The 19,969-nt window shown below is 53.4% G+C and carries 16 protein-coding genes; 8 read left to right on the plus strand and 8 right to left on the minus strand.

Annotated features, from left to right (window positions below; genetic code table 11):
* Nucleotides 1–15: 15 nt before the first annotated feature.
* On the minus strand, nucleotides 16–684 hold the full coding sequence (locus K3T83_RS29040) for a hypothetical protein (RefSeq protein ID WP_220206414.1): 669 nt from the start codon (nucleotides 682–684) through the stop codon (nucleotides 16–18).
* 305 nt (nucleotides 685–989) lie between these two features.
* On the opposite strand from K3T83_RS29040, the gene K3T83_RS29045 reads away from it, so the two are divergent.
* Complete coding sequence (locus K3T83_RS29045; RefSeq protein ID WP_220206415.1) at nucleotides 990–3,209, plus strand: serine/threonine protein kinase; 2,220 nt, start codon at nucleotides 990–992, stop codon at nucleotides 3,207–3,209.
* Nucleotides 3,210–3,244: 35 nt separating this feature from the next.
* Here K3T83_RS29045 and hepT read toward each other — a convergent pair whose 3' ends face one another.
* The 3 genes from hepT to moaD all read right to left on the minus strand — a co-directional run bounded on the left by hepT (nucleotide 3,245) and on the right by moaD (nucleotide 4,976).
* Complete coding sequence (gene hepT / locus K3T83_RS29050) at nucleotides 3,245–4,084, minus strand: type VII toxin-antitoxin system HepT family RNase toxin (RefSeq protein WP_220206416.1); 840 nt, start codon at nucleotides 4,082–4,084, stop codon at nucleotides 3,245–3,247.
* Between the two features lie 215 nt (nucleotides 4,085–4,299).
* Nucleotides 4,300–4,713 (minus strand): molybdenum cofactor biosynthesis protein MoaE, encoded by a 414-nt coding sequence (locus K3T83_RS29055; RefSeq protein WP_220206417.1) that lies wholly within the window; start codon nucleotides 4,711–4,713, stop codon nucleotides 4,300–4,302.
* Nucleotides 4,701–4,976 (minus strand): molybdopterin converting factor subunit 1, encoded by a 276-nt coding sequence (gene moaD, locus K3T83_RS29060; protein ID WP_220206418.1) that lies wholly within the window; start codon nucleotides 4,974–4,976, stop codon nucleotides 4,701–4,703. Before moaD ends, K3T83_RS29055 begins: the two co-directional genes overlap by 13 nt.
* 137 nt (nucleotides 4,977–5,113) lie before the next feature.
* Here moaD and K3T83_RS29065 point away from each other — a divergent pair, with 137 nt between their 5' ends.
* The 7 genes from K3T83_RS29065 to K3T83_RS29095 all read left to right on the plus strand — a co-directional run bounded on the left by K3T83_RS29065 (nucleotide 5,114) and on the right by K3T83_RS29095 (nucleotide 14,110).
* Nucleotides 5,114–7,069, plus strand: a complete 1,956-nt coding sequence (locus K3T83_RS29065; protein ID WP_220206419.1) for a SpoIIE family protein phosphatase — start codon at nucleotides 5,114–5,116, stop codon at nucleotides 7,067–7,069.
* A 17-nt stretch (nucleotides 7,070–7,086) separates the two neighbouring features.
* Nucleotides 7,087–8,547 carry a phytoene desaturase family protein gene (locus K3T83_RS29070; protein ID WP_220206420.1) on the plus strand — a complete coding sequence of 487 codons (1,461 nt, stop codon included), beginning with the start codon at nucleotides 7,087–7,089 and terminating at the stop codon, nucleotides 8,545–8,547.
* A 101-nt stretch (nucleotides 8,548–8,648) separates the two neighbouring features.
* Complete coding sequence (locus K3T83_RS29075) at nucleotides 8,649–9,161, plus strand: MarR family winged helix-turn-helix transcriptional regulator (RefSeq protein WP_220206421.1); 513 nt, start codon at nucleotides 8,649–8,651, stop codon at nucleotides 9,159–9,161.
* Between the two features lie 127 nt (nucleotides 9,162–9,288).
* Nucleotides 9,289–10,383 (plus strand): DUF3224 domain-containing protein, encoded by a 1,095-nt coding sequence (locus K3T83_RS29080; protein WP_220206422.1) that lies wholly within the window; start codon nucleotides 9,289–9,291, stop codon nucleotides 10,381–10,383.
* Nucleotides 10,384–10,617: 234 nt separating this feature from the next.
* A complete protein-coding gene (locus tag K3T83_RS29085) occupies nucleotides 10,618–11,463 on the plus strand; it encodes a helix-turn-helix transcriptional regulator (protein ID WP_236065014.1) in 846 nt (281 codons plus the stop codon).
* 9 nt (nucleotides 11,464–11,472) lie between these two features.
* Nucleotides 11,473–12,534 carry an alpha-hydroxy acid oxidase gene (locus tag K3T83_RS29090; RefSeq protein WP_236065015.1) on the plus strand — a complete coding sequence of 354 codons (1,062 nt, stop codon included), beginning with the start codon at nucleotides 11,473–11,475 and terminating at the stop codon, nucleotides 12,532–12,534.
* Between the two features lie 322 nt (nucleotides 12,535–12,856).
* A complete protein-coding gene (locus K3T83_RS29095; RefSeq protein WP_220206423.1) occupies nucleotides 12,857–14,110 on the plus strand; it encodes an MFS transporter in 1,254 nt (417 codons plus the stop codon).
* 70 nt (nucleotides 14,111–14,180) lie between these two features.
* Here K3T83_RS29095 and K3T83_RS29100 read toward each other — a convergent pair whose 3' ends face one another.
* The 4 genes from K3T83_RS29100 to K3T83_RS29115 all read right to left on the minus strand — a co-directional run bounded on the left by K3T83_RS29100 (nucleotide 14,181) and on the right by K3T83_RS29115 (nucleotide 19,934).
* Nucleotides 14,181–14,393, minus strand: a complete 213-nt coding sequence (locus tag K3T83_RS29100) for a hypothetical protein (protein ID WP_220206424.1) — start codon at nucleotides 14,391–14,393, stop codon at nucleotides 14,181–14,183.
* 188 nt (nucleotides 14,394–14,581) lie between these two features.
* Nucleotides 14,582–17,611: an ATP-binding protein gene (locus K3T83_RS29105; protein ID WP_220206425.1), complete on the minus strand. Its 3,030-nt coding sequence runs from the start codon at nucleotides 17,609–17,611 to the stop codon at nucleotides 14,582–14,584.
* A gap of 187 nt (nucleotides 17,612–17,798) precedes the next feature.
* Nucleotides 17,799–19,316, minus strand: coding sequence for a leucyl aminopeptidase (locus tag K3T83_RS29110; protein ID WP_220206426.1), 1,518 nt, complete (start codon nucleotides 19,314–19,316; stop codon nucleotides 17,799–17,801).
* Between the two features lie 222 nt (nucleotides 19,317–19,538).
* On the minus strand, nucleotides 19,539–19,934 hold the full coding sequence (locus K3T83_RS29115; RefSeq protein WP_220206427.1) for a response regulator: 396 nt from the start codon (nucleotides 19,932–19,934) through the stop codon (nucleotides 19,539–19,541).
* Nucleotides 19,935–19,969: the final 35 nt, after the last annotated feature.

A 19,969-nucleotide genomic window follows, 5' to 3' on the forward strand; every position in this document is an offset into this window, starting at 1 on the left:
CGCTCGTTCAGGCGCTTATTTCGGATTTTCTAGCTGTTGTGTGCGCATCGTGCCATCTCCATTGAGCAGGATATCATAAGTCGTTCCCTGTGGGCGCGGACCTGGCCTGGCGTAGACTCTGTAATCGGCGGTCTTGCCGAGCGAAGAGGTCCAGGCGTGGTCTCTCAGGAAATCAAAGAAGACATCTTCCCCTCCGTTCAAGCTTCCTTCATCCTTCGTTGGTAGACGCAGTTGTTTGCCATCATATCCCGCTAACTGCACTATTTTGTAGCCCGATTGCAAACCGGTCCAACCTGCATAGGTGAGCACCTCGTCGCGCAGTAGCCATCGATCGCCTTCAAGCAGATAGACATGGTGGTAACCGGTTTTGCCGTCAGGATGATAGAGTGTCAGTTCTACCTGCATCGAATTGAGCGTCCCGGTCGCGGTTGCATGCACCTGGGCCACTCTCATGCCGGCTCGCAAGGGCTGATAAAGCGGTCCCTCCCCTATGCGAAGCAGGCCATAGGGCAGGACAGGAAAGACGAGGATGAAGATCAACCCGATGAGCGGCCATCTCCACCAACGCAGCTTCCCCTTCGACGGTCCCCTTTTGTGCCTGCTCAAGAGTGGCGGCGTGTTGCCTGAAGAACGTGGCGCTGGGTAGGTGAATAAGGGGAGGGACATTCCCCTACGTCTGGTCATTGTCATTGTTGCCTCTATCTATCGCTTCATGCGGTTATCTCGCATTGCAAAGCTGGCACTTCTCGTGCTAATACGCGTTGCTGTATGCCATTTTGTATTATCTCTCCTCTAATAAGACGTATGAGTAACGCTGGGGATGAAAGAGAGAGGGGAATATAGTAATATTTTCTCTTTCAGGTTAAGAAATCAATCAGGGCAAAAATTTTGTCGATTTTATCGATTGTTATTTGTGAATGTACTATGTTATACTGTTTTTATCCCCTCTACTGTAGACGACTTCTGTTTCTGGACAAAAGGGATGAGAGATGCTACCAGAAGGACAATGCCTGGACCATTATCGCCTCGTGAGTCTGCTAAAAAGTGGGGGAATGGGTGAGATATATCTGGCGGAGGATCTACTCCTTGACCGGCAAGTTGCCATTAAAGTGATTCAAGCGAATCAGGCGTATTTTACCAATGCGGATGTTACGAGGGAGGGCATTCGTCTCTTCTTGCGTGAAGCACGCGCCGCAGCCCAGCTCGATCACCCGCACATCTTGCCGCTATATGATTGCGGCGAGATCGCCATCAGGGGCGTCCCCTTGATGTATATGGTGATGCCATTGCGACAGGAGGGATCGCTTGCCGAATGGTTAGAAAACCATTCCCAGCAGCTATTTTCTCTACAAGAGGTCGCCAAACTGGTTCAGCAGGCAGCCGCAGCGCTTCAGCATGCCCACGACCACCAGATTGTTCATCAGGATGTGAAACCGGCCAATTTCCTGATCCGCGAGCGGCGTGGGGAGCATGAGGAGGAGTATCTCGATCTGCAACTGGCGGACTTTGGCATTGCAAAGCTGTTACGGGCAGCGGGAGAAGAGAGCGAGGTTCCGCGTGGCACCCCGGCCTATGTTGCGCCTGAACAGTGGGATAGTCGCCCTGGTCCGGCGAGCGATCAATATGCTCTGGCTGTGATGACCTACGAACTCCTTACTGGCGATGTGCCTTTTACCGGGACGCAAGACGATGTAATGTATCAGCATCTCTATATCTTGCCGCGACCAGTCAGCGAGATCAACCCACGCCTGCCAGCCAGCGTGGATGCCGTGCTGTTGCGCGCATTGAGAAAACAGCCTGCTGAGCGCTATCCATCGGTTTCTGCCTTCGCTCGTGCGTTCCAGCGAGCATTACAAGAAAACGGCGCTCTGTATCAGACGGTGATTATTTCTCCCACTGAGGCGCAAGAGGGAACCTATCGTACGCTCAATTTGCCGGGGAGACGCCGGGTTGTGGTAGATATTCCGCCGGGTGTGGTGCATGGCGAGATCATGAAGTTTAAGGGTATCGGCGAGCCTGGTTATGGAGGCCAGCCCGGTTCGTTGATCCTCACAGTGAATGTGGAGCAAGAGGATGATATTGCTACACTTCCTCGTCCGGTCGCTTTGCCAAAGACCGCTCCTCCCGTATATCCTGCTCAACATCCCGTGCCTTCGCGTGTTCCTCCTGTGCGTCACTCTGGTACGGCGCTGACGTGGTTATTTACACTGGCAGCCTTTCTCGTCATTGGCAGTGGCAGTTTATTCTATTTTACCCAGGCTCAGGCGATGAATGCCGCTTATGCACGCTCTACCGCAATTGCTCAAGCTCATTGGACTGCGATTACGATTGCTCAGGGGGCGACCAGCACAGCGAATACAAATAGCAACGCGACGAGCACCGCTGCTCAGACAACAGTGACCGCGAAAGCGGCGACGGCGACAAAGAAAGCGGTCGATGCAACAACAACTGCCGACGCGCAGGCCAATCTCACCGCCACTGCCTCGACGACCGCTGCAACGGCCACTGCTCAGGTGCATCAAGCCGCAACGGAGACGGCAGTGACAGGGGCAAACGCAACGGCCACTGCCGGGACAAAGGCAACGGCGACGGTTGTTGTTGCCGCCACTGCTCAGGCGAACGTGGCACTGGCGAGCACTTATGCGACAACAACGGCGAGGGGCGTGCTGCAATTTGACGATCCGTTGCAAGATAATGGATTGGGGTATCGCTGGGATGAGATCAGTGTGAGTGGCGGCGGGTGCGCGTTTACCAACCAGGGGTATCGTTCCCGCGTCTCGCAGAGCCATGTTGTCTCGCCCTGCTTTGCGCGAGCGACCGATTATCGCAATTTCTTTTATCAGGTTAATATGCAGATCGTCAGTGGAGACCAGGGCGGGTTGATCTTTTACGCAGATGCCGTCACCGATACTTTTTATTATTTTCGCGTAGGTGCAGATGGCAGTTATGCCCTTGAGATCTACAAGCAGGCCAATGCGGTTGGCACTTTACAGCAGGGGAAGAGCGAGGCCATCAAGACCGGCCTCAATCAGAACAATCTGCTCGCGGTCAGCGTGGAGAAGGGTCGAATTGATTTGTATATCAATATGCAACCGATTACTTCGGTGAATGATACGACATTGGCGCATGGGCAGGTCGGGGTGGTTGCTGAGGATGTCTTGCATCCAACGGAAGTGGCCTTCAGCAATGCCCGTGTACGCACCTATTGACCTGATCAGATGCGCTCAAAAAAGCACTTAGAAAATTAGTTGCTCTGTTTTTGCTCGATCGCGCGTGCGAACTCTTCCAGGTCCCCCAATCGTTGCTGGATATGGTCATAGAGCAGGTCTCTATCAAGTGTGCTGGTATCGTGAACCAGCGTGTCGCGCAGATTGGTCAGCACTTCCAGGCGATAGGCCAGCGGACGTGGAATCAATTGCTGCGAAGAGATGCTGCTGAGTAGATCGTGAAAGCCATCGGCATGGCGCAGGCCGAACGCCGCCACCAGAGTTGCGCAGATGTGCAAACAGGCTTCGAGTGCCTGCTGCAAGTAGCGTTCCGCCAATCCATAGATATGGTAATCGGCGGTGAAGGTCCCGCGTTCAGTTTCTCCTAGCTCGCGTAAGATGTGGAGTGCATTGTGTAGCTGTTTGAGTTGTTGTTGCACCAGATTTTTGTCGATGGGTAACATCTGCCCTTGCAGCCGCCGACTCAGCGCTTGATTCTGGATATCATCGAATTTCTTGAAATCCAGATAGTCCATCACTGCTTTTGTCTCGAAGATCACGCGATGTTTTTCGTCGCGCGAATAGAAAATCTGCCCATGTTTAATGACCTGTAGCTTGAAGAGCAACGATGCCTGGTTCAGGATGACCACATCGATGCTGTCTGATTCCAGCCGCTTGGCCAGTTCGCTGAAGAAGTAGAGCCGATAATCGAGGAACTGATCGGCTTTAATCTGGTCCATCATGAGAATCGCGATGTCAACATCGTTTAGTTGACCAAAGGTGGCGCGGTTGGATAGTGTACCAGTGAGGTAGGCAGCATTGACTGGATTTTGGGCGAAGAGTTGATTGAGTCGAGACTGCTTTTCAAACAAGTTCATCAACGACCTCCGAGAAAAACCCTGGACATATCCCAGGCCGTTGTAATGTATAAAAAGACGACCTCTTCAGAACTGCGATAGTTCTAGTGATAACTATACCATAAAAAAAAGCCCTACGATACTCAAAATCGCCTTTTTCTGCCAGCTTGCCTGTATTTGACGTGAAGATCACTGCATAAACTTGGGAAGTGGCCCAACGCCAAATACAAGAGAGGTTAGCCTTCTACCCATTCCTCACCGTTCGTTGCTACCTCCTTTTTCCAGATGGGAACGGTTGTTTTGAGCGTATCGATGATATAGCGGCAGGCGTCAAACGCTTCGGCGCGATGGGGGCTGGCAACCACGATGATTACGCTGGCCTCGCCGATCTCCAGGCGGCCAAAGCGGTGTGCGACCGCGACACGATCCACGCCCCAGCGTTGTTGCGCCTCTTGAATAATGGTACGGATCTGCGCGATTGCCATCTCTTCGTAGGCGTCGTACTCAAGGTAGCGCACCTGTTTGCCACGTGCATTGTCGCGCACAACGCCCTCGAAAACGACGATGCCGCCCGCGCTCGGATGACTGACTGCAGCAACAAGCGCATCCCGGTCGAGCGGCTCTCGCGTCAGTCGGATCAACGGTTCCATAGGGATACCTCCAGCAGTCTCCCGCCACCCATCGGCGGAATAAACACAAGCTCATCTCCCTCGTGCAAGATTGTTTCCGGGGTGACATAGCCTCGATTGACAGCGCAGAGACAGCGTTCCATAATGGGTTGTAAGCGCGGATAGCGGGTAAGGAGCGCTGCGCGCATATCAGAGACGTTCGCTCCTTCGGGCAGAGTCAGTTGTTCTTCGTTTTGCCCGACTATCTCACGCAATGAAGCAAAATAGCGGATACGGATATTCATGCAATGAGTATACCACACCAGGTCGTAACGTTTATTGGACGTTTATGCGGTATAGTAACAGCAACGAAATTTCTCTGCTTTTCTCGTATTCATGCACGAGGAAGAGGGAATATTCCAACCAGGAAAGGTTTCTCTAGATGGCGGCTTTGCTACAACATTTGAGACGATTCCTCGCTTTTTTGCGTGCTCGGACTTCCAGGAATACGCAGGCCGTAGCAAAGCGTTCTCTCCAGATCGCCTCTCCTGTGCTGGATATTGCCCCGGATGATCCCATCATTGCCTACTTTTTGCGCATGCCTGAGACCGTCGATATTGATAAGCTACAAATAGAAGGCTCTCCTGCGTTGCAGTCGTTGAAGGAGGCAGGCGTAAAGTTGTCTGTACCCCTGGTCAGCCAGGGCGAGCTGGTCGGGCTGCTCAATCTGGGACCGCGCAGGAGCGAACAGGATTACTCGGCTGATGATCGCGGATTGTTGAACGCGCTGGCTTCGCAAGCCGCTCCAGCCGTACGAGTTGCTCAGATGATCCATGAGCAGCAGATTGCGGCTCGTGAGCATGAGCGGCTCGAACAGGAGCTGCGCGTTGCTCGTTTGATCCAGCAAACGCTTTTGCCCAAGAAATTACCTGAACTGTCAGGATGGAAGCTCGCTGCATATTATTCGCCTGCACGTTTTGTCGGTGGCGACTTCTACGATTTCATTTATCTGGAAGATGGACGCCTGGGCATTTTAATTGGCGATGTAACGGACAAGGGCGTTCCGGCAGCGCTGCTGATGGCGACGACGCGAAGCATTTTACGCTCCATTGCTTTGACGGGAGCTTCACCGGGCGCGGTTTTAGAGCATACCAATACAATGTTGCATCCCGATATCCCGCCAAAGATGTTTGTGACCTGCCTCTATGCGGTTCTGGAGCCGCGCACCGGCCTGTTGCGCTTTGCCAACGCGGGCCATGATCTTCCCAGGCGCTGGCGCAATGGGCAGGTGGTTGAGTTGCGAGCAACGGGGATGCCTCTGGGTCTGATGCCGGATATGTCGTATGAAGAACAAGAGACCACACTGGCTCCGGGCGAACATGTCCTGTTTTACAGCGACGGTCTGGTGGAAGCGCACAATGCAGAGCATGAAATGTTCGGGTTTCCACGTCTCACCAGAATGCTTGAAGCGATGCAGCCTGATGCCGATGGTATCCATTTTCTGCTGGAACAATTCCGGTTGTTTGTTGGAGCCGGGTGGGAGCAGGAAGATGATGTAACACTGGTGACTGTCCAACGATTGGATGAGAGGCAAGGTACTGCCGATGGGAACAGGCAAATGCTAGCCGAATGGACGATACCGAGTGAACTAGGCAATGAACGTCTGGTGATGGCCCGCGTTGGCGAGATCGTTGCACCATTGCAGATCGAGCGAAAAAAGCTGGAACGCCTGCAAACGGCGGTTGCAGAGGCGACGATCAACGCGATGGAGCACGGTAATCACTATCAGGCTGATCTACCGGTCTGTGTCCAGGTGCTAGTCTCGTCAACTGATCTGGTGGTGCGTATTAAAGATCATGGTCAGAAGGTGCCGATTCCTGAGCCTGTGATCCCGGACCTTGAGGCGAAACTAGCTGAGCTGCAGACACCGCGTGGGTGGGGACTGTTTCTGATGAAGAATCTAGTGGACGATCTACATATCAGCAGCGATGACACGTATAATACAATAGAATTGGTAATGTCTCTGAGGGGGATGGTCATGTCGATGAAAACGTTTGAGGCGCTGGTGCGCTTGCAATCTCGTATAGCCATTATTGATTTACGAGGCGAGATTAATACGCTGGCAGAGGATGCCTTGCAGCGGGCCTATAGTGAGGCAGAACAATGTGGAACGCAAGCTATTCTACTCAATTTTGCCGCTGTCGATTATGTTAATAGCACGGGTATTGCGCTGATTGTTGGTCTGCTGGCGCGCGCGCGGAAGGCACAGCGGAAGTTGCTCGCCTGTGGTTTGAGCGAACATTATGTGGAGATTTTTCGCATTACCCGGCTTGCTGATTTCCTTCGGGTATTTCCTGATGAAGCCAGTGCACTTGCCAGCGAGGAGGCCTCCGCGTAATCTAAGAGAGAAGCGCTATGTTGCGAACAACGTATGATGCAGCCATTATCGGGGCAGGACCAAATGGTCTCGCCGCTGCTATTACACTGGCCCGTGCAGGTCTCGCGGTAATTGTTTTTGAGGCACACGATACGCCTGGTGGAGGAGCGCGTACTCAGGAGCTAACGTTGCCAGGTTTTCTCCATGATGTCTGTTCCGCTATTTATCCCCTTGCCGCCGCTTCACCATTTTTTCGTTCTTTGCCGCTTGAGCAGTTTGGACTGGAATGGGTGCAGCCAACAATCCCTCTGGCGCATCCTCTAGAAGATAGAACGGCAGTGCTACTAGAGCGCTCAGTTGAGGCAACGGGCATATCAACAGGCTGCGATGCTCGGGCCTATCGACGGTTGATGTCTCCTTTTGTGACACAATGGGAAGTGCTTGTGCAAAGTGTGATGGGGCCGTTGCGTTTGCGTCCCTTGCTTCGTCATGCGCTTACGACTGCGCCGTTTGGTATTGCGGCACTGAGTTCTGCACAGATGCTTGCCAACTGGCAATTTCGCGGCGAACGAGCAAAGGCGCTGCTTGCTGGTCTGTGTGCCCATGCGCAACTCCCGCTCAATCAACCCATTAGCGCTGCGGCTGGCTTGATGCTGGGCGTCGCCGGGCATGCGTGTGGCTGGCCCTTTCCGCGTGGAGGTGCTCAACGTTTGACCGATGCTCTCGTGGCATATTTGCGGTCTCTCGGTGGCGAAATTGTCACCGGCGTTGAGATCAAAACGCTGGCTGAACTGCCACCAGCGCGCGTGGTGCTGGGCGATATCACTCCGCGTCAGTTGTTGCGGATAGCGGGTCAGCGCTTACCAGCAGGATACCAGCACAGCTTGCAACGTTTTCGGTACGGCCCGGGCTCTTTCAAGGTGGATTTTGCACTGGACGGCCCCATTCCCTGGAAGGCCAGCGCTTGCTTGCAGGCTGGCACAGTACATGTGGGTGGCACGCTGGCAGAGATTGCTGCATCGGAGGAACAGGTTGCGAAAGGGGTGCATCCAGAACGGCCATATGTACTGGCTGCTCAGCAAAGCCTGTTCGATCCATCACGCGCGCCAGAGGGCAAGCAGACGCTCTGGGCCTATTGTCACGTGCCTTCTGGCTCAACTGTTGATATGACGGAGCGTATCGAAGCGCAGATCGAGCGTTTCGCCCCCGGTTTTCGAGATCGCATTCTGGCTCGGCATGTATGGAAGCCCGCTGATCTGGAGCGTTATAATGCCAATTATATTGGGGGAGATATCAACGGCGGCATGCAGGATATCTGGCAGTTTTTCACGCGTCCAACCATACGCCCTGTTCCCTATACGACCCCGGTAAAGAACTTGTATCTCTGCTCCTCCTCCACGCCTCCAGGAGGCGGCGTGCATGGTCTCTGCGGCTACTTTGCGGCTCAGGCAGTGTTGCGAAGATATTTCCGAGAGACTGCGATGGCTCTCAGAATGTGAACCTTGTTTCATTTTTAGCCTCTCTTGACATTACTTGATAAGGAGCCTTATTATATTATCTAGATACTACGTCGCCTTACTAAAAAGAAGAAAGGGATATTATGGAGTTTACTCTACACCATTTGCCTAGCCATCAAGCTGTGGAGCAAGTTCTGGGGCATTATGCTGCTATCCAATCCTCTTCCATCGAGACGTACCTCCTGTTTCTGCGTGTGGCTAGTGATGTGTTTGTTGCACAACAGAAACAGCTTGCCGGCTTTGGCCTTTCAGATGGCAAGCTTAGTGTGTTGCTCCAATTCTTGCTCGCCGCTCCGACCCCTCTTTCCCCTTCCCAATTGGCGGAGCGTGTAGGAGTGACCCGTGCGACGATTACGGATCTGGTTGCTGGTCTGGTGCGAGATGCATGGCTTGCCCGAGAGGTCAGCCCACAGGATGGACGCATGGCACTTCTTCATCTGACGGAATCTGGACACAGGAGACTGGAGCAAGTGCTACCTTCACACTTCTTGCGCCTCCAGGGCCTCATGCAAGCACTTGACGAGGAGGAGAAGCAAGATCTGGCGCGTTTGCTCACCAAGATCAGCCAGAATTTGAGTGCCTTACAGAATCCCTAAAAAATTTTTCGCACAATAGTAAGGAGGCTTAGTAGTTGAAACACTCACTTGTCTGTCATAGTACAACTGAGGGAGGGGAGCTTGCGCGCCTTTTGTACCTCTTACAACGAAGAGAAGGAGATGTTCTGTGAAACTAGTATCCGAAGAGCGTGTTATAGCGCTTGATCCTGTCTTCGGCCAGATGGGAATCGAAGCTGGACGTTCCATCTGGAGTATCGAGGAACTGACAACGAGGGAGAAGACCTTCCTGTGCCTGGTTGCTGATGTGTGTCACCCCCATCTTGGTCTTCCCTTTGAGTTGCATATTGAGATGGGGATGAAGCACGGCTTCACGCTAGAAGACTTTCGAGAGGTGCTTCGCCATTTGGGCCCATATGCTGGCTATACTGCTTGCGCCCCTGCCTTTGAACGCTTGTTTGAAATTGCAAGGCAGATGGGAAGCCAGGAGCCGGTGGAACAGAAGATCCTTTCGGCAGAGGAGGCGCTTGCTCCTGGCTATCCTACCAGCGTTCTTGAAGACCTGAGCAGGCTTGAAGCTAAATTTTCAGCGTATGTAGAACAGCATGCCCATCACGTCTGGAGCCGAGGAGGATTGAGCCGTCGTGAGCGGGCTATAATCTGGCTAGCTGTTGATGTACTTTACCAGACGCTCGATGCCTCCTTCCAGGCCCATGTGGACCTGGCCTTACAAGCAGGGGCCAGTCGCGAAGACCTTCGTGCTGTGGTGCGCTTTTTAGCTGAGTTCGGACTCTCAAAAGCCTGGCGAGCGATGGATGTTCTCAACAACTACTTTGGTCACTTGCCGACGACCAAACTCTATGGTCCCATCACAGGCGAAGTCGAGGTGATCGATTACCAGGCCAAATCCATTGCCGAGCCTGATGAGAGTGGCATCACCTTGATCGAGACGCGATTGCTTGAGCAATTTACAGGTGGATTGGTTGGAACAGGTTGGGCTGATCATGTGCGTGTGGTTAAAGCTGATGGCAGTGCAACCTTCAGCGGAGTCGAACGCGTTCGTGGAACACTTGACGGTCGCGCTGGCTCATTCACCCTTACTGCAAGAGGTTCTACTGGTACATCGGGTATCGTGCATGGAAGTTGGGATGTGGTATCTGGCTCCGGGACAGATGCCCTATTTGGGCTGCGTGGGCATGGCGAGTTCACTGCCAAAGGCCATCATGCCAGCAACATAACCACGTATTGGTTTGTGAATGCTTGATCTTTAACTGAGACACATTGCCTCCACCACCGGCGCGGATCGGGCGATAATGCATTGGTTTCATGTTTGTTTGTATGGGTTGACATAAGAACTCCTTTTCGGGCATGCTAGTAGTGGAAGAAATCAATGTGTTTGTAGTCGAGCGATTTATCGCGCATTGCACAAATATACAAGCAATGCGCGATAAATCGCTCGGTTACGAATAGGAGAGATGCCATAAATAAGGAGCTTGTTGTGGACGATGTAGAGCGTCGCAAAGAACTGGCAGACTTTTTGAAGACCAGACGCAGGCGGCTCTCACCAATGGATGTTGGATTGCCACCCGGAGTGCGTCGCAAAACCCCTGGACTCAGGCGCGAGGAGGTCGCACAACTGGCGAGTGTTGGCGTGACGTGGTATACCTGGCTGGAGCAGGGGCGCGATATTCACGTCTCTCAACAGATCCTTGAGAGCCTCGCGCTGGCCTTGCAACTGAGTCAGGTCGAAAGAGCGCATCTTTTTTCCCTGGCACAGCATCCTATCGTGCCTGCCCTATTGATGCCGCGAGAGGTCGTCAGCCCTTTTTTGCAACGTTTTCTTGATCAGTTAGAGCCAGGGCCAGCGTATATCACCGGGCGGCGCTGGGATCTGCTGGCCTGGAATCGAGCAGCTCGTGAGGTGCTTGGAGACTTTCGAGCATTGAATGAAGAGAAACGTAATATCGTCTGGTTTATATTTACCGATCAGGAATTTCGCCGTCGAGTTGTGGATTGGGAAGGAGTAGCACAAAGAGTGCTGGCACAGTTTCGTGTGAGTTGTGGTCAGTGGCCGGGAGATCCCCGCTTTGCAGATCTCATAGAACAGTTAAAGCAGAGCAGCCCCGAATTTCGTTTGTGGTGGCCGCGACATGAGATCCGGGGCAGGCAGGATGGATGTAAGGAACTGATACACCCGCGCGTGGGCCGTTTGTTGTTAGAGCATACAACGTTTCAGGTCAACGAAGCACCGGATCTGAAAGTGGTTGTCTATCTGGCAGCCCCTCAGACCGATACAGCGGTCAAAATCCAACGCCTGTTGCGCGGTGAACTGTTGAGAATGTGAGATATCGATATGAACCCTCCGATCAATATTTTTGATTATGAAGTACTGGCTCAGGCCTCTATGCAGCCCGTTATCTGGGACTTCTTCTATGGTGGGAGCGACGATGAAGTGACACTACGGGCCAATCGGAGCGCCTTTGAGCGTATTCTTTTGCGTCCACGCGTTTTAATGGATGTCAATACGTGCGATATCAGCACAAGCGTTCTCGGGATTCCTGTGAGCATGCCCGTACTGCTGGCACCCTCAGCCGCTCATGGATTGGCCCATCCAGACGGAGAGTTTGCTACTGTGCGTGCTGCTGGTGCAGCCAATACGTTGATGACGCTGAGTACAGAGTCAACGCGCAGTCTTGAAGAGGTGGCGGCGTTGGCTCAGGGGCCGCTCTGGTATCAATTGTATATATATACGCTGGAAGAAGCGCAAGGAATGGTGCAGCGTGCAGAGCAGGCGGGATATACAGCGATTGTGTTGACGGTGGATTTGCCGCGTTATTCCAGACGAGAGCGCGATCTACGCAACGATATGAACAGTTATCAACAGGCGCACTATCCAGACGCTTTTAGCGGCAATGCCCCGCATCTTTCTGTCGATGGCAGCGACAACCAGAATACATACATTGGTGATACCATTACCTGGGATATTCTCCCCTGGTTGTGCTCGATCACCTCGCTGCCTATCGTGGTGAAGGGGATTTTGACTGCTGAAGATGCCGAGTTAGCGATCAACTATGGAGCCTCTGCGATTATTGTCTCCAATCATGGCGGACGTCAACTTGATGGCGTCATGCCAACGATTGAGGCGCTCCCGGAAGTAGTGGCGTCTGTTGATGGGCGCTGCGAGGTCTATATGGATGGAGGGATACGGCGCGGGATCGATATTATCAAGGCACTGGCGTTGGGCGCACGAGCCGTGCTGATTGGGCGTCCTGTGCTGTGGGGATTGGCTGTGAACGGGCAGGAAGGTGTGCAGCACATGCTGGAACTGTTGCGGAGCGAGTTAACGCTGTCGTTGCGGCTCGCAGGCTGTGCCTCTCTTGCTGACATTCAACGCTCACTGGTGCAACTGCCATAAACATCGAACTTGACTCTCTATTCCTTTCAGGTTATAGTGTCCTCATTATCATCAAGAAACGGAGGTGCCCCGTTGGGTATCAGCACCTTTTCCCTCAGCTAGTGTAGTTGTGCTAGTCTGAGGTAAGCAAGCGAAATTATCTGCAATCGCGCTATCAATCATACTATGGTATTGATAGTGGCCCCTCGTCTGTGTTACCTCCTCATTACATTCCATTGCTGACCAATCAGGTCCACTTAGGATGATCTCCAGCCAACTGCACTGGCGCTTTCTCCGATTGCTTTCCCCTTTCTACTGATGTGTTTTGTGTCTGGAGATAGATATGGAAACGCTTGATGCGCCGAAAGTAGCGCTGGAGAAGTCGTCTTTTTTTCTTAATCGCCATTTTGCCTGGCTCTGGATGGGCCAGACCGTCTCAAATCTTGGGTCATGGATTACCAGTAATGGTTTCGCTTTAACTGCTGTATTGATCCTGCACGCCACAACCTTTCAGATGGGGCTGCTTGCTGCTCTGGGTTCTGTGCCTGTCATCGTGTTTGGCTTGCTGGCCGGAGTCTGGATAGATCGCCTGCCGCGCAAACGTCTGCTGATTCTGGCCGATCTTGGGCGTACGTTGTTGTTGCTGTTGATCCCGCTTGCCGCGCTGTCTGGTTTGTTACGTATAGAGCTACTCTATGTGGTGATTGTGCTGGTTGGCACGCTCACGGTCTTTTTTGAGATTGCCCACAAATCGTTCCTGCCAGCGCTGATAGATCGTGAGCAACTTGCGGAGGGGAATAGCAAACTGGAGGCAAGCAGCGCACTGGCAGAGATTGCCGGTCCGTCGCTCTCCGGGCTGTTGATTCAGGCAATCACGGCCCCGTTTGCCATCATCTTCGATGCGCTCTCTTTCCTGTTTTCTGCTTTTTGTATCGGCATGATTCGCGTGCAGGAGCCTGCTAATCCGCCAATGGAGAGGTCGCAAAGCATATGGAGAGAGATGTGGGAGGGACTTCAGGTGTTGTGGCACGATGGAAGGTTGCGCGCCCTGGCTATCAGTGCCGGGATGCGGAACTTCTTTGGTGGGGCCTTCGCCACGCTCTATACCTTCTATGTGGTGCGCGATTTAGGTGTAACACCACTGGTGTATGGTATTCTGGTCACGATGGGGGGAGCAGGTGCATTGTTGGGTGCGCTGGTTGCTCCCTGGGCAGCGCGTCGCTTTGGTCTCAGCAAACTGCTCATTGCTAGCCTGCTAATCGATGGATGTATGACGCTGTGTACCCCTCTGGCTGCTGGCCCGGCGTTGGCCGTGGTCACTATGCTGATCGTCTCGCAACTGGTCGGCGATTGTGGGGCTGCGCTGCACTCCGTCAATGAGGTCAGCCTGCGTCAAACGGTTGTGCCGGAGCGCTTTCTTGGTCGCGTGAATGCCAGCATGCACTTTATAGGGACCGCTCTGGGACCGATTGGAGCTATGCTCGCGGGTTTGTGTAGTGAACTTGTCGGGACGCGTCCGACGCTGTTTATTGGCGCGATTGGTGTACTCTGCTCGTTTGTCTTTCTGCTCTTCTCGCCGGTTCGTACGTTAGAATAGGGATGAGGCAACCAGCATAGCATGGATCCATCCTTACGAGCGTAAGGATGGATCCATTTATGTAGATGTGCTAATTTTGTGTGGTCTGGGTGAGCGTTGTGTCTGGAAGTTCCAGTACGATTGGTGTTGCCTGCTTCCCTGGATCAGTGGACTGTTGTTCTTTGCCCTGTTCCGTGACAAGCTGGCGTTTCTGACGTTGTTTTTGCCTCATTTCTTCAATAATGTCGGGATGAATAAAATAAGTGCCGGTTGTGTAATCCAATGATTTCTTTTTCTTACTCACAGCAAACTCCATCTTCCTGCTGCCTCGTGTTGGCGCGAAAAAACATACCTTCCCTGGTTGTGGCGCTGGTTTGCAACAAGTCAGGTAGATGTCGCGGCGTCCGCGCTCTTTAGGCGCGATCACGCACAAGCATCAGTACCATTATACATCAGATTAGCGCGCTTGCGACACTGAATCTTGCGATCTTTTTACCACTCCGTCAATTTCCAGATTTCCGGCTGCACAGTCCCGGCTTCAACCCCTATTTCGGCATAAATACTGACAGCTCGCTTGAGATGACGCATCGAATCTTCGAGCTGTCCCTCGGCATAGAGAAGATCGGCAAGGTTGTTGTGTAGTGCAGCCTCGCGGTGGCGATCTCCATAGGTAATGGATAGGGTGAGCGCGGATCGGGTGAGATTGATTGCCTGTTGAATCGACCCACTCGCTTTGTAGACCTGAGCAAGATTATTCAGCGCGGCGGCACGAATACTGGTATCTTGCAGGTTTTCGGCCAGGGTGAGGCTTTGCTCTAAATGGTGAGTTGCCTGTGTGAGGTTGTGGCTGCTGCTCGCCAGGATGCCCAGCATATTATGCGCCTGAGCCAGTGAACGCATATCCTGCGCGCCTTCAGCCAGATGAAGTGCCTGTTGCGCCATATCCAGCGCCTTCGTGTTCTGATGGCAATGGTACGCGCTCAAGCTCCAATCGGCATAGATTCTGGCGCGGGCATCGAGCGAACCACTGTTCCCCAGCGCCTCAAGCGCAGTAGCGTAATAATGTTCGGCCTGCTCCCATCCGCCGCGCCGTTCATGCACTATCCCCAGCTTATGCTGGATAATAGCGAGGGCCGCTCCATTACAACGCGTGGCAGCAGTTTTGTAATAGGTAATGGCCGCGCTATAGGTGCCGAGCAGTGTGTGTAGATCGCCAATGGTCTCATGAATACGGGCAATTTCAGGGTGTCCTGATGCCAGTGCCGCATGAAAGTGGGCCAGAGCTTCATTGTAGGCATAGAGTGCCAGAGCATATTCGCCAGCTCGGAAATAGTAATGGGCTGCTTCTGGTAGGTTGCCAGCCATTTGATAATGATAGGCGATCTTGCCTGCACGCGTTTCGCCTCGTTGATAGCGGCGCATATATGCTACCAGCGCTTCAGCAATACGGCGATGGAGCAGGCGGCGACGAGCCAGGCTGGTTGCTTCGTAGACCAGAGTGCGCAGCTTCTCATGGCTAAAGTCATAGAAAAGCGTCAACTGTCCAGTATAGTCTTCCTGAGTATCGACCTCTGCATACGTTGTCTGTTGATGGCTGCGTATCTCAGCAACCAGGCCATGATTAATCAGCTCTTCCAGGGCTGTCACCGTCTCTTCTTCGCTGCGCCCGCTGGCCTCGCGCAATGTATCAAAATCGAAGGAACGCCCTATTACTGCCGCCGTACTGAGCAACTGGCGACTGGTTTCTCCCACTGCCGAGAGACGTGATGTGAGCAGATCGCGCACGCCTCCTGGCAGCGACCAATAATCATTTTCAGTTTCCAGCATCCCATGCGTAATAGCAGTCAAATATTCGGTCAAGAAGAGCGGCAAGCCCTCCGTTTCCTGGTAGAGCCGCTCGGCCAGCCCGTTTGTTGTAAGACCCGGGGTTGCAGCCGCCTGCACTAATTGTTTCACTGTTGCGGGGTTCAGGCGCGCGAGTTGGAGTTGTGTTGCCTGTCCCGCTCGATGAGCGGTAGCGAGCAACTGGTGAAGACGATGAGCCTGAGCTGTTTGTGTGGTGCGCCAGGTGAGGAGCAGGCAGAGCGGATGCTCATGCAGGCGTCTTACCAGATAGCTCAGGAAGTCGAGCGAGGCGGCATCTGCCCACTGTACATCGTCGATGAAGAGGATGCTGGCGGGAGCTTTTTGTTCGGCGTGGAACAGCGCAAGCAGAAATTGTCTCAGCCCCTCGAAAAAGCGTGCCTGCGCGCCCGGACTATCCAGCGGCGGTGTTGGTGGCAAGTCCGGGCAGAGTCGGTGTAGCTCCGGTAGGAGACGAGCCGCTTCACTCAGCCAGTGGGCGGCTATTTGGTCCTGCCAGCGGATGCCCATTTTTTCCATTACAGCCATACGCAATCGTAGCCCTGTCACAAAGGGTGCGTAGGCTAACGTCGTCTCACCTTCGTAACAGCGAGTGATAAACAGGGCAGCGTCTTTGTCCCGAGCAAAGGAGAGAAATTCCTGTGCGAGCCGTGTCTTGCCGATGCCAGCCTCTCCCTCTAGCACGATCACCTGTCCATGAGAGGAGAAGGTGCTGGCATACGCTTTCTGCATCGTAGACCATTCCTCTTGCCTACCGATAAGTGGGTAGCTTGTAGGCGAGGGCTGGACTGAAGAGGCGTTGGACGTATGCGATAGCGAGGTGAGTGAGGTGGTAGTACGTCTTTGCTCTTTTTTCGTCGTGGCGGTTAATGTTTGAACGGGTGTAGGAGGCGGTGGTCCCTGGTTCTGTTTGATTGCCTGATAAAGCCGAGTGGTCGCCTCTAATGGTGCAACTCCGAGCTCTTGATCGAGCATATGTGTGCATTCCTGATATTGTTGGAGAGCGGCGGTGCGCTGGCCGGACCAGGAATAAAGTTGCATGAGACAGCGGTAGGCGGGTTCGTGGAGACGATCAAGTGCCAACCAGCGGCGCGCGTAGGTAATCGCCGTTGCAAAATCGGCTCTGCTGCTATGGCACAGCACCAGTCGCTCAAGCCCGTTTGCCAGCTCGCGCCGCAATCCGTCTGCCTGGAAAAACTGCCAGTCGTCGAACGTTGAGCTATCTTGCAGGTTGAAGCCAGCCATGAAATCATCGCGATAGAGCTTGACTGCCTGCGTGAGTGGTTCCAGACAGTCGGGGCAGATCTCGTTGGTATTATGACCGTGCGTATGGCAGCTTGCGAGCTGCTGGTTGAATTCGTTTACATCTAACCAGAAATTGGCACCAGGAGTTAACCCGACCGTTTCTCGATCAATACTCAACCAGTTTCCAGCCAGAGCTTTATTTAAAGCTGATAGGGTGCGGCGCAACGTCGCACGGGCATGCGGTTGATCATAATCGGGCCAGAGGAGCGCAGCCAGGGCATCGCGGCTATGACGCCGGTTGGTGACAGCAAGATAAGCAAGCAGCGCGATGGCCTTGCGCGTATCTACATTGATGCTCTCCCCATCACGTTCCAGGTGTGGGGGGCCAAATAAAAAAACTGCCAGATGTGACAAAATGCACCTCCACTCACATATGATTATAATCTATATGAGTAATAAGCGCAACCACATGTTTAGTCGATATTTTGTAGAAGCCCCTCTCTTCTTGATGCAGCTATGGCTTTCTTCCTCGCCATGATGCAACGCTACTGCTATATCTGATGAATATGCGAGCAAACGTTGCACCATGAGGGATGAGTTGTTACTGTGCGAGGGAGAGGGCGAGTTCGGTCAGGGTACGCACACCAACGCCCGTTCCGCCTTTTTCCTGGTAGGATTTTTTATCGCCGTAGCTGGTGCCAGCGATATCGAGATGCGCCCATTTTGCATTGCCGACAAAATGTTCGAGAATCTTCGCTGCCGTGACGGATGAGGCCCAGCGCCCGCCGGTTTGTTTGATGTCGGCGATCTCGCTTTTGATCATATCGCCGTATTCATCGTCCAGCGGCATAGGCCAGAATTTCTCGCCTGCTGTGCGCCCAGCGGCGATAATATCAGCAGTCAATTGCTCATCGTTGCAGAATAGGCCGGTCATGGTATGGCCGAGGGCAACCACGATGCCTCCTGTGAGCGTTGCCAGATCGATAATCGGCGAAAAGCCCTGCTGTTCTGCATAGGAGAGGGCATCGGCCAGGATCAGGCGGCCCTCGGCATCGGTATTGACGATCTCTATCGTTTTGCCGTTGAGGATGCGGAGGATGTCGCCCGGACGAAATGCTGTTCCGCTGGGCATATTCTCGCAGGTGGGAACCAGTCCGGTTACATTGATAGCTGGCTTGAGGGCTGCGATGGCCTGCATTGCGCCGATAACTGCGGCGGCTCCGCCCATATCGCCCTTCATCTCATCCATATCTGCGGGAGGCTTGAGCGAGATGCCGCCTGTATCGAAGGTGATGCCTTTCCCGACGAGAGCCAGTACCTTATCGCTGTGCTGAGGATCGCCCTGATAGCGTAAGATAATGAATTGTGGTGGCTGAGCGCTGCCCTGCGTGACTCCTAGCAGGCCACCCATACCCAGTTCTTTGATTTTTGCCTCATCAAATACCTCATAGGCTAATCCAGCCTGCTCGGCCATCGTTGTTGCGCGTCGGGCCAGCTCGGTTGGCGTGAGGACGTTGGGCGGCTCATTGATCAGATCGCGAGCAAAATTTGTCGCCTCGACCAGCACCTGTCCCTTGTGTAAGGCTTGCTCATACACATCTTTTTTAGCTTCGCTTGCCAGCAGGAGAAGCTGTGCAATGCTCTTCTGGTTATTGTCAGATTTCTGGTATTTCCTGAAGCGATAGGCTCCCAGCAACGCTCCCTCGACCTGTGCCTGAGCTGTGAGCGCCTCATCGATCCCGGCGATTTGCCAGCCCTGGGCTAGAACGACCTGTTTTGCTCCGGTGTTCTGCACATGGCGTGTAGCGATGGCGCTGGCCCGGCGAATCGCCTGCGCATCTAGTTTTGCTTGCGCACCAGTGCCAACGACGATGACGCGCTGAGCAGCCAGACGGCCCATCGGATGGATCGTCAGCAGTTCGCCGAGGTTGCCCTGAAATTCTCCAGCTTGAGCACGCTCTTGCAACAAACCATCCAATAACTTATCGACGGCCGCAGCCGTTGTCGAAAGTACGATTCCCTTTTCCTCTTGCCCGTTTTGTGGCGCACGAGCAGCGCCAACAATCAGTGCATCGCATGAGAGCGTCTGCACATCCCGGGTTGTGATTTGAATTTCCATTTGGCACCACTTTCATTCTGTTTGCAGATCCGCTATGAACAGGAGTGAGGGCGCGTATTCTCTACCCACATCAGAAGAGCGAGAAAGAGAACAGAGGCACCGTTACTGGTGCCTCAGCGCCATCGAGGATATAAGATCTGTACGTCTATTGTACAACGGAGAGGATGCTGGTTGTTAGCCTTACTTTCTACCGCACTTATTTCAGTTTTTGTATGCCTGAATCTAGGCGCTCTGGTGGAGTAAGCGATCAACGACTTCTAGCAATTGGCGAGGCTTAAAAGGTTTGGTCAAATACTCCGTGCAACCAATCTGTCTGGCGGCTTCCCCTTCATCGGCCAGAGCGAAGGCTGTAACCGCGACAATTGGCACGTTTTCCAGGCCAGGGCGGGCGCGGATCAGTTGCGTCGTTTGATAGCCGTCTAATACTGGCATAGAAAGATCAGTGAGGATCAGATCGACCCGCTCCCGATCCAGGATGTTTAGTGCTTCTCGCCCGTTAGAGGCGGAGAGGCAACGATACCCACGAGTAGAGAGAACTCGCTCGATGAGTATGCGATTCGAGACCTCGTTTTCGACGACGAGGATTGTTGATGTATAGCCGTTTTGTGATGTATTCATGCGCACATCTCTAATTGTTGCTTCTATGTATGATC

The organism is Reticulibacter mediterranei (assembly GCF_016587455.1).